This window comes from Geobacillus sp. WSUCF1 (genome assembly GCF_000422025.1).
Lineage (GTDB): Bacteria > Bacillota > Bacilli > Bacillales > Anoxybacillaceae > Geobacillus > Geobacillus zalihae.
The window spans coordinates 1-10,352 of the sequence record NZ_ATCO01000181.1; the positions used below are offsets into that span (position 1 = coordinate 1).

The 10,352-nt window shown below is 52.7% G+C and carries 9 protein-coding genes and 1 pseudogene; 7 read left to right on the forward strand and 3 right to left on the reverse strand.

The window, feature by feature from the left end; all coding sequences use genetic code 11:
• The first annotated feature begins 107 nt into the window (after window positions 1-107).
• Both I656_RS01870 and I656_RS01865 read left to right on the forward strand, forming a co-directional pair.
• Window positions 108-2,680 (forward strand): annotated as a pseudogene (locus I656_RS01870) (vitamin B12-dependent ribonucleotide reductase).
• A 124-nt stretch (window positions 2,681-2,804) separates the two neighbouring features.
• Entirely contained in the window at window positions 2,805-4,217 is a 1,413-nt protein-coding gene (locus I656_RS01865; protein ID WP_015375388.1) for a LysM peptidoglycan-binding domain-containing protein, read from the forward strand.
• Between the two features lie 39 nt (window positions 4,218-4,256).
• Here I656_RS01865 and I656_RS01860 read toward each other — a convergent pair whose 3' ends face one another.
• A complete protein-coding gene (locus I656_RS01860; protein WP_020756522.1) occupies window positions 4,257-4,676 on the reverse strand; it encodes a hypothetical protein in 420 nt (139 codons plus the stop codon).
• Window positions 4,677-4,881: 205 nt separating this feature from the next.
• On the opposite strand from I656_RS01860, the gene I656_RS01855 reads away from it, so the two are divergent.
• From I656_RS01855 to I656_RS01840, 4 genes are all read left to right on the forward strand, one after another.
• A complete protein-coding gene (locus tag I656_RS01855; protein ID WP_235048661.1) occupies window positions 4,882-5,403 on the forward strand; it encodes a DUF2332 domain-containing protein in 522 nt (173 codons plus the stop codon).
• A gap of 62 nt (window positions 5,404-5,465) precedes the next feature.
• Window positions 5,466-6,491: a spore photoproduct lyase gene (gene splB / locus I656_RS01850; RefSeq protein WP_020756525.1), complete on the forward strand. Its 1,026-nt coding sequence runs from the start codon at window positions 5,466-5,468 to the stop codon at window positions 6,489-6,491.
• A 168-nt stretch (window positions 6,492-6,659) separates the two neighbouring features.
• Window positions 6,660-7,085 carry a transcriptional regulator MntR gene (gene mntR, locus I656_RS01845; RefSeq protein ID WP_011231898.1) on the forward strand — a complete coding sequence of 142 codons (426 nt, stop codon included), beginning with the start codon at window positions 6,660-6,662 and terminating at the stop codon, window positions 7,083-7,085.
• 87 nt (window positions 7,086-7,172) lie between these two features.
• Window positions 7,173-8,054: a patatin-like phospholipase family protein gene (locus I656_RS01840; protein WP_015375384.1), complete on the forward strand. Its 882-nt coding sequence runs from the start codon at window positions 7,173-7,175 to the stop codon at window positions 8,052-8,054.
• A gap of 78 nt (window positions 8,055-8,132) precedes the next feature.
• On the opposite strand, the gene I656_RS01835 is transcribed toward I656_RS01840, so the two are convergent.
• Both I656_RS01835 and I656_RS01830 read right to left on the reverse strand, forming a co-directional pair.
• Window positions 8,133-8,489 (reverse strand): SA1362 family protein, encoded by a 357-nt coding sequence (locus I656_RS01835; protein ID WP_013144760.1) that lies wholly within the window; start codon window positions 8,487-8,489, stop codon window positions 8,133-8,135.
• Window positions 8,490-8,511: 22 nt separating this feature from the next.
• A complete protein-coding gene (locus tag I656_RS01830; protein ID WP_015375383.1) occupies window positions 8,512-9,447 on the reverse strand; it encodes a DUF1385 domain-containing protein in 936 nt (311 codons plus the stop codon).
• Between the two features lie 187 nt (window positions 9,448-9,634).
• Here I656_RS01830 and I656_RS01825 point away from each other — a divergent pair, with 187 nt between their 5' ends.
• Window positions 9,635-10,165 carry a YqhR family membrane protein gene (locus I656_RS01825; protein WP_015375382.1) on the forward strand — a complete coding sequence of 177 codons (531 nt, stop codon included), beginning with the start codon at window positions 9,635-9,637 and terminating at the stop codon, window positions 10,163-10,165.
• Window positions 10,166-10,352: the final 187 nt, after the last annotated feature.

Below are 10,352 nucleotides of genomic sequence, written 5' to 3' on the forward strand. Positions count from 1 at the left end.
AAATCATACTATATATTGTTTTTTTCTGTTTGATATGGTAAGGTAGAGAAGACAGGACAACTTTGCCAAAAACATGAGAGATTATATAAAAGAGGAGAGATAGGAGAATGACGGTGGCGTCATCCGAAAAAATGAAGATCAATATTGACAAGCTGAACGAGGATATCCGCCTATTTCCGCAAGTGCATCCGATTACGCCGGATATGCACATCACCCATAAAGGCGTATCCCGTTTGGTCATGCTTGACCGGTATTCATTCAAAGATACGGAGAAGCTGACGCTCACACCGGGCGACTTCGTCGTGTTGACGATCAAGGAGGATCCGAAATTCCCGGCACGAGGGCTCGGGTTTATCGTCGACATCGATTGGGAGGCGAAAAAGGCGCGCGTGTTGATTGAAGACGAATACCGGCACGTGCTCGAAGGGGAAGAGGCGGAGACCGGCATTGTGGTTCGGTCGCTCGACATTATTGATAAGCCGCTCGAGATTTTCTATGAGCAAATCGCCAAGCGCAATGCGACCGGGCTGGCGGCGGTGGAAAAGACGGAAGAAAAGCGGAAAGAGTGGTTCGAAAAGTTTTATCAAGAGCTCGCAAGCTTGAATTTTGTTCCGGCCGGCCGCGTGTTGTACGGGGCGGGTTCGGGCAAGGAAGTGACGTATTTCAACTGCTATGTGATGCCGTTTGTGAAAGACTCGCGCGAAGGAATTTCCGAACATCGGAAGCAGGTGATGGAAATCATGAGCCGCGGCGGCGGCGTTGGGACGAACGGCTCGACATTGCGGCCGCGCCATACGCTTGCGCGCGGGGTGAACGGCAAATCGTCCGGGTCGGTCTCGTGGCTTGACGATATTGCGAAGCTGACCCACCTTGTCGAGCAAGGTGGCTCCCGCCGCGGCGCCCAAATGATTATGCTTGCCGACTGGCACCCGGACATTATCGAATTCATCGTCTCGAAAATGCAAAACCCGCGCATTTTGCGCTACCTGCTCGAAAATATGGAAGACGAAGGCATCAAAAAAGCAGCGCGCGACAAACTGAAATTTACGCCGCTCACCGAGCGGGAGCGGGCGATGTACGAAGCGATCGTCCGATACAAGAACGCGCCTGACTACGGCGGTTTCACCGAAGACATCATCAAAGACGCCGAAGAAAAACTGCGCACCGGCGGTACATATACGGTGCACAACCCAGACTTTTTGACCGGTGCGAACATTTCCGTCTGCTTGACGAAAGAGTTCATGGAAGCGGTCGAAAAGGACGAAGAATACGCGCTCCGCTTCCCGGACGTGGAAACCTATTCCGAAGAGGAAATGCGCATTTACAACGAAAAATGGCATGAAGTCGGCGATGTACGCGAATGGGAGAAAATGGGCTATCGCGTCCGCGTCTACCGGAAAATCCGTGCCCGCGAACTGTGGAAGCTGATCAACATTTGCGCGACGTATTCGGCCGAGCCGGGCATTTTCTTCATCGACAACGCCAACGAAATGACGAACGCCCGCGCGTACGGGCAAAAAGTCGTTGCGACCAACCCGTGCGGGGAACAACCGTTGGCACCGTATTCGGTGTGCAATCTGGCCGCCATTAACTTGGCGAACATGGTCGACAAAGAACGGAAGGTCGTGGACTACGAAAAACTGAAACGCACGGTCGAAATCGGGGTGCGGATGCAAGACAACGTCATTGACGCCACGCCGTACTTCCTTGAGGAAAACAAAAAACAAGCGCTCGGCGAGCGCCGCATCGGCCTTGGCGTCATGGGGCTTGCAGACTTGCTCATTTACTGCGAAAAAGCGTACGGCTCTGAGGAAGGAAACCAGCTTGTCGATGAGCTGTTCCGCACGATCGCCACGACCGCATACCGGGCATCGATCGAGCTGGCGAAAGAAAAAGGCAGCTTCCCGTTTCTTGTCGGCGAAACGGAGGAAGAGACGCGCAAGCTGCGTGAAGCGTTCATCAACACCGGCTACATGAAACGGATGCCGGAAGATATTCGTCAAGATATTTTGAAATACGGCATCCGCAACTCGCACTTGCTGACGGTGGCGCCGACAGGATCGACGGGAACGATGGTCGGCGTCTCAACCGGGCTTGAGCCGTACTTCTCGTTCTCGTACTACCGGAGCGGGCGCTTGGGCAAATTTATCGAAGTGAAAGCGGACATCGTCCAAGAATATTTGGACAAACACCCGGAAGCCGACCCGAACACTTGCCGCCTTGGTTTGTGACGGCGATGGACTTGCCGCCGGAAGCGCACGCCGATGTGCAGTGTATCATTCAACGCTGGGTCGACTCGAGCTTGTCGAAAACGGTCAACGCGCCAAAGGGCTACACCGTCGAGCAAGTGCAAAAAGTGTACGAGCGTTTATGGCGTTGCGGTGCGAAAGGCGGAACCGTCTATGTCGACGGCAGCCGCGATGCGCAAGTGTTGACGTTAAAGGCTGAGGAGAATCGGATTGAAGAGCAACTTGAACTGCTTCCAGAGGAGCTCGAGGAAAAAGAGACGAAACGCGCCGTTGTGCTTGTGGATACGATTCAAGATGTGCGCGCCACCGATGTGACGATTGGTTCGGAAGTTGGCAATATTTGTCCGATTTGCCGCGAAGGGACGGTCGAAGAGATCGGCGGCTGCAACACGTGCACCAACTGCGGCGCGCAGCTGAAGTGTGGCCTGTAATGGTGATACGGATGGGTTTGGATGGATGAAACGCTGGTTTCCGTAGAGGAACCGGCGTTTTTTTTACATAAAAGGCAAAAGCCAAAATATAGTGGTAAAAGGAGGGAACGAAAGGGGGAGCGTCATGATTGTTCATGTCGTAAAGCGCGGGGAGACGCTTTGGCAGTTGGCTCAGCGTTACGGCGTTCCACTCGAGCGGATTGTCGCCGCCAATGAACTGAGCGACCCGAACCGGCTAGCCGTTGGCCAAGCGCTCGTCATCCCGGTTCCATATCGTTACCATACGGTCCGCACAGGGGAAACGTTATGGCAAATTGCGCGCCAGTATGGAGTGGCGGTCGAAGCGATTATACAGGCGAACCGGATCACGAATCCGTCGCTCCTTTATCCAGGGACAACGTTGTTCATCCCAGCGCGCATCCATACGGTGCGAAGCGGGGAGACGCTGGCGCAAATCGCTTCGTTCTACGGAGTGACGGTTCAGCAGCTGATCGAAGTAAACGATATTACCGATCCGAACCGGATCGTCCCCGGACAGCGGCTCATCATCCCGCCGGCGAAGCCGCTCATCGAGGTGAACGCATTTACGGTGGACCAAGGGGAGAAAGGAGCGGAGCAAGTGCGCGAAGTCGGCCGCCATTTGACCTATGCCGCGCCATTCGCCTACACGATCCGCGCCGATGGCGGGCTCAATCCGATCAATGATACAGCATTCATTCAGGCGGCTTATGCCGCCCGTGTCGTGCCGATGATGACGATCACGAACTTTACGTACCAAGACCCGGGCTCGAGGCTGGCGCAGACGATTCTGGCCGACGTTGCGCTGCAAACGCGATTGCTTGACAACGTCATTCAAGTGATGCGAGCAAAAGGGTACCGCGCGTTGAATGTCGATTTTGAAAATGTCTATCCGTCCGACCGCAAGCGGTATAACGAGTTTTTGCAGCGGGCGGCCAACCGGCTTCACGCCGAAGGGTATGTTTTATCGACGTCGCTGGCGCCCAAAATAAGCGCTGAACAAAAAGGGCTGCTGTACGAAGCGCACGACTACCCAGCCCACGGACGCATCGCTGATTTTGTTGTCCTTATGACCTATGAGTGGGGCTACCGATTTGGGCCGCCGCAAGCCATTTCGCCGGTGAATCAAATTCGGCGCGTGCTCGATTATGCGGTGACCGCCATTCCGCGTAGCAAAATCATGATGGGGTTTCAAATTTATGCCCGCGACTGGGTGCTGCCGCACGTGCAAGGGCAAGAGGCGGAAACGTTCAGTCCGAAAGAGGCGCTAGAGCGCGCCATTCGCTACGGGGCGTCCATCCAATACGATGCGGCGGCCGCCTCGCCGTTTTACCGGTACACGGACGAGCAAGGCCGCCAGCACGAAGTATGGTTTGAAGACGCCCGCAGCGCGTTGGCGAAATTTGAATTGGTGAAAGAATACGGATTGCGCGGAATCAGCTACTGGGTGCTCGGGTATCCGTATCCGGAAAACTGGGTGCTGTTAGAAGACAATTTCCGCATTCGCAAGCGGGGATAAGCGGTTCGAGCGTATGCGCCGGTCATCGGGCATGCGCTTTTACTTTGTTTCTTGGAGTTCGAGCCGCTTTTTTAGCTGATAAATTTCCAGATCGTGCTGGCCGATCTTATGGTTTAAATATTCAATCGCAATGTTCGCGTTGCGCCAATCATGTGACAATATCTCGAACATGCGCCGATGGTCGGCCAGCTCGTCCTCGATTTTTTTGAAATGGCTGCGCGTCTCGATAATGAAATGGTCCAACTTTTCCTCGAGGCGTTGTTGCTGTTCTTCGAGGCGTTGTTGCTGTTCTTCGAGGCGCTGTTGTCGTTCTTCGAGGCGTTGTTGTCGTTCTTCGAGGCGTTGTTGTCGTTCTTCGAGGCGTTGCTGTCCGGCTTCTAGGCGGTCGAGGCGTTCATGAATGGGCTGCAACTCCTCTTTCAGCACCGAGCGAAGCAATTCGACAAGCTCGTGAGACATTCTGCATCCCTCCTTTCAGTTTAGTTTTATTGTATCATTGCGTTCATGAGCTGTCATGGCAAATCGCAAAGGTGTGCGAATGTTTTGCAGGGCAATCTGTATGTTGGAACGAATATAGTAAGCGAAAGGATCGAGTTTCTAGTTGATGGAATTCAATGGCATGAAGAGAGCGAAGAATGTTGTGAAAAGTCGAAGAATAAGGGAGATGATCAAGTTGAATTTCACATGGGTCGCTGAACGGATCGGTATCGATTTGCATGTGATTGACTTGAAAAAAGAGGATGATCGACGATGGATGAAGGCGCTCATTTGGCCCGAACATAAAGACCGGCGCCAATTGTTTGAAAAGGCAGCCCGATGTCTGGAACAAACGCCGATTCGTCTGATCGAGGGAGACGGGGTTGAACTTCTCTCTGATCTTGTTGCACAAGTTCCGTCCGATACCGTTGTTTGCATCTTCCACACGCATGTCGCGAACCAAATGTCAGATGAGGCAAAGCGTGGATTGCTTGAGCAGCTTCGTGAAATCGGCCGCCAACGGGATTTGTTCCATGTGTATAACAATATGTGGGATCCGAAACTGCATCTGGATCGCATGATCAATGGCCGAGAATGCTGGCAAATCGTTGCCGAAACCGACGGCCATGCCCGCTGGTTTCGTTGGGAGGCGGATGGATGTGGATGTGGAGGCAACAAGGAAACGAAAAAAGAATTCCAAATAAAGTAAGATAACGACTCCCCCGTTCTCGTCCATACTAACTGTAAAGATGGACGAAATGGAGGAAAACGATGAAACCGTTTGTGCCAAAACTTGTGTATTTCGAACCGGAGGCGTTGTCGTACCCGCTCGGAAAGGAATTGTACGAGAAATTTACACAAATGGGAATCGAGATTCGCGAGACGACATCGCACAACCAAGTGCGCGGCATTCCGGGAGAGACGGAGCTGGCCCGGTATCGAAATGCGAAATCGACGCTCGTTGTTGGCGTGCGGCGGACGCTGAAATTTGATTCATCGAAGCCGTCAGCCGAATACGCCATTCCGTTGGCAACCGGATGCATGGGCCATTGCCATTATTGCTATTTGCAAACGACATTAGGAAGCAAGCCATATATCCGCGTGTATGTCAACTTGGACGACATTTTCGCTCAAGCGCAAACGTATATTGACGAGCGCGCACCCGAGATTACTCGCTTCGAGGCGGCATGCACGTCCGACATTGTCGGGATCGATCATTTGACCCATTCGCTGAAAAAAGCGATTGAGTTTATTGGCGCGACCGACTACGGGCGGCTCCGATTTGTGACGAAGTATGAGCATGTCGACCATTTGCTTGATGCGAAGCATAACGGTAAGACGCATTTTCGCTTCAGCGTCAACTCCCGTTATGTCATCCGCCATTTCGAGCCAGGAACGTCGTCCTTTGATGCGCGGCTTCAAGCAGCGCGCAAAGTGGCCGGTGCCGGCTATCAGCTCGGCTTTGTCGTCGCGCCGATTTACCGGCATGACGGCTGGGAACAAGGGTATTTTGAATTGTTTCAGGAGCTCGCCCGGCAATTGGAAGGGGTGGACTTATCTGATTTGACGTTTGAGCTCATCCAGCATCGGTTTACCAAGCCGGCCAAGCGGGTCATCGAGCAGCGTTACCCGAAAACCAAGCTCGATTTGGACGAATCGAAGCGCAAGTATAAGTGGGGGCGGTACGGCATCGGCAAATATGTGTACCGTGACGAGGAAGCGCGGGAGCTGGAGGAAACCATGCGCTCGTATATTGCTCGCTTTTTTCCATCGGCCCAAGTGCAGTATTTTACGTAATGTTCCCTTCATGGTATAATGGGATTGATTGCTATTTTTTGTTTGCCTGGGCGGCCGACTGGCCCGGCAGCGTCTAGCCGAAATGGACAGGGCGGCCATGTTCATGAGAGATGCTGACGGCCGCTGCACTTGTCTGCGGCAGACAAACGTGATGGGAGGGGACAAACGTTGCCGACACCAAGCATGGAAGATTATATTGAGCAAATTTACATTTTGATTGAAGAAAAGGGCTATGCCCGTGTCTCTGACATCGCTGAAGCGTTGTCCGTCCATCCCTCCTCGGTGACGAAAATGGTGCAAAAGCTCGATAAAGATGAGTATTTAGTGTATGAGAAATACCGCGGACTCGTCTTGACGCCAAAAGGAAGAAAAATCGGCCAGCGGCTCGTCTACCGCCATGAGCTGCTTGAGCAGTTTCTCCGTTTGATCGGTGTCAGCGAAGAAAACATTTACCGCGACGTGGAAGGGATTGAACACCATTTGAGCTGGAACGCCATCGACCGGATCGGCGATTTGGTGCAGTATTTTCAAGAGGACGAACGCCGCCTTGAAGCGCTGCGCGATGTCCAAAAGCGCAATGAACAAGGAGAGTAAGCCGATGCTTGCTCTTTTTTGTTTGCCGTACTAAATGCCCTCCTTTTTTCTTACATATGTATAAACGGCAAAAAGGGGGAGGCGGCGGTGGACATTGATCTTGTCTTTTCCGGCGGCGGGGTGAAAGGGTTTGCGTTGCTTGGAGCGTATGAAGCGATTGAGGAAAAAGGTCTGCGCTGGAAGCGGCTTGCCGGCACGAGTGCGGGAGCGTTGCTTTCGGCGTTGCTATCGGCAGGCTACAGCGCCCGCGACATCGCCCGACTGCTTGAGGAGTTGGAGTTGGAGCAGTTTTTGGATGAACGGCCGCTATGGATTCCGTTTTCGCTTTGGAAATGGGTGCGCTTGTATTGGCATCTTGGGCTGTATCAAGGAAAGGCGTTTGAGCGGTGGCTCGAGGCGGCGCTCGCCGCCCGCGGCGTGCGGACGTTTCAAGATGTGCCGGCCGGCAGTTTGTATATCGTCGCTTCCGATGTGACGAACGGGCGCATCGTCGTGCTGCCGGACGATTTAGCCATATACGGCATTGACCCTGGGTCGTTTTCCATCGCCAAAGCAGTGCGGATGAGCATCAGCATTCCTTATTTCTTTGAGCCGGTCCGCCTTCGCGGGCGAAACGGTGTGGCTTTCATTGTCGACGGGGGGGTGCTCAGCAACTTTCCGCTGTTTTTGTTCGATGAAGAAAAGAAGAAAAAACGGCCGGTGCTGGGCGTTCAGCTGAGCCCAAAACCAGGGGAGCGGCCGAAACGAACGATCACCAATGCGCTCGATTTGTATGAGGCGCTGTTTGCGGCCATGAGAGAGGCGCATGATGCGCGCTACATTTCGCGTCGCCATGAAAAAAACATCGTCTTTTTGCCGGTGGACAACGTTATTTCTACGGAATTTTCCATCGAACTGGAAGCGCGCCGGCGCCTGATCGATTACGGACGCGAGCGGACGCGGCAGTTTTTGCGCCAATGGGCGTACTAGACGGGAAAGCGGCAATAGGGCACACCTCTGCCGCCGATTTTTCAGCTGAACGGCAGAGGCAAACAAAAAAGAATCAAGCTAAAACGAAGCTCGATTCTTTTTTTTGCCTTTTTTGCCCTCGATCACGGTCAAGTGCGGAATGGCCGTCCGTTTTTTCAGCGGCCGCTTCAGTTTCGCCGGCTTTGCTTGTTTGCGCCCGGAGCGGGGATGGAGCTTTTTCGACTGCCGCACCGCCTTTAAATACGATAACCGATCTTTATCGGTGCGGCGTTGGTATACGAACCGGTAGAAGAGATAAATGGCGGCCAAAAACAGCGCAACAAACAACAGCTGGCGGAACAGCACCGTCGGATGGGCAAAAAGGGTATAGACAATGCCAAGCGTTCCAAGCAAAATCATAAGCCCGACAAGCGGATGAATGGCCCGGCGCCGCAATGAGTCCACCCCCTTTGATCGATTACTGCACCGCTTGTTTCCTTTCGGCTTCCGCTTCCAAATCGAGAAGCCGCTGAAACGAGGCGATGGCCACTTCCACTTGGTCATCGTCCGGTTCTTTTGTCGTCAACCGCTGCAGCCATAGCCCGGGATAACCAAGCCAGCGAAGCAGCGGAATATCTCTCAATTTATTTGTAAACTGCAAGACTTCAAACGAAACGCCAAGCACGACAGGAATTAAAGCGAGCCTGTTTGCGATTCGCAGCCAAAGCGGATCCGTCGGCACGAACAAATAAAGGAATAAGCTGATCATGACCGTAAATAAAATGAAGCTGCTGCCGCATCGGTAGTGAAGGCGCGAGGCGCGCTGGACGTGCTCAACAGTGAGCGGCCACCCCGCTTCAAAGGCGTTGATGACTTTATGTTCCGCCCCGTGGTATTGGAACACGCGCCTAACAAGCGGCGTCAATGAAATAAAGTAAATGTAGCCGAGCAAAAGAGCAAGCTTAAAGGCTCCTTCAAGCAAAATTTGCCCCATTTTCCCCGGTACGAGCGGTTTAAAGGCGTCGGCGGCGAGCGCCGGAACGAGCGTAAAAATGGTTTTGGCGAATAAAAACGATAGCACGCCGATGACGGCGGCGCCGAGAATCAGCCCGAATTTGGAGCGGCTTTCTTCGGCGGCCTGTTTTTCGTCCGAGGACGCCTCATATTGTTCGCTGGCAAACTGCAAATGCTTGGCCCCGTTTGCGCTCGCCTCAATAATGGCGACAATGCCGCGGACAAACGGGATTTTTTTCAGGGCAGCCAGCGTCGGATGGCTGCGGCGAGGCAGCGTAAAATAGTCAATCGTCCCGTCATGGCGGCGAATAGCGGTGACGGAGTGCGTCTTGCCAGCAAACATCACCCCTTCAACGACCGCTTGGCCGCCGTATAACGGTTTCTCCATTGATGATTTCATCAGGCCAACACCAACCTATTTTTTATGTTTATTATTTTATTCTACAAGAAATATCCGGAAACCTCTAGGTTGATGCTACGATTATGATTTCCAAAAAATCCATGATTTACACAAGAGCGGTCATTTTTTTCGTTTGATTCATGGGACGGTCGGCTTTCGGTCATACTACCAGACAAGGAGGTGCACGATGATGGCGGAACAAAAAGGGGAGCTCGAGCAAGAGAAAACGGAGCGGCCGATGACGCTCATACAAAAAACGATCATCATCGGGTTTGTCGGCGGGGTGTTTTGGAGTTTGATCGGCTATTTGGCCTATTTTTTCCATTTCAGTGAAATCAGTCCGAATATGATTCTCATCCCGTGGGTGGCCGGGGACTGGAAATATGGGAAAGCCGGCAATTATGCGGCCATCGTGCTGATCGGCATCATTTCCATTGCGGCGGCGCTTTTGTACTATGCGTTCCTGCGCAAGATCGCCGGTATGTGGGCGGGAATTGTATATGGCGTGGTGCTTTGGATGATGGTCTTTTATTTGTTTAATCCACTGTTTCCAAACGTCCAACCAGTTGCAGACTTAGAAGCGAATACGATTATTACGACGCTTTGCCTATACATTTTATATGGCGTATTTGTCGGCTATTCGATTTCGTTTGAAACGCAAGAAATGAATCGACCGGCGTCAAATGTCGGAAAAGAGGAGGCAAATGAAGGAAACTGATGAAGCTTCTTTTCGCTCTCACCCGCTCGAGTGAGTGCTGCATCAAGCGCCGCGCGGATGTCTAGCGGAAACGACCATCTTTATGGTAAAATAAAGAAGGTTTTGGAACGTTTCAGCATCAGGCGTGTTGATGAACCAATAAAAACCAGATGAGAAGGCTCTGTTCCCAGTCTTTCTGCCGTCGTCG

Excerpts from the sequence above, each read along its gene's own strand:
- I656_RS01860 (WP_020756522.1), bottom strand. The coding sequence starts at position 4,676 with ATGTCTCACGAGCTTGTCGAATTGCTTCGCTCGGTGCTGAAAGAGGAG.
- I656_RS01830 (WP_015375383.1), bottom strand. The coding sequence starts at position 9,447 with ATGAAATCATCAATGGAGAAACCGTTATACGGCGGCCAAGCGGTCGTT.
- I656_RS01855 (WP_235048661.1), top strand. The coding sequence starts at position 4,882 with ATGATCAAGTTGAATTTCACATGGGTCGCTGAACGGATCGGTATCGAT.
- I656_RS01825 (WP_015375382.1), top strand. The coding sequence starts at position 9,635 with ATGATGGCGGAACAAAAAGGGGAGCTCGAGCAAGAGAAAACGGAGCGG.
- splB (WP_020756525.1), top strand. The coding sequence starts at position 5,466 with ATGAAACCGTTTGTGCCAAAACTTGTGTATTTCGAACCGGAGGCGTTG.
- I656_RS01865 (WP_015375388.1), top strand. The coding sequence starts at position 2,805 with ATGATTGTTCATGTCGTAAAGCGCGGGGAGACGCTTTGGCAGTTGGCT.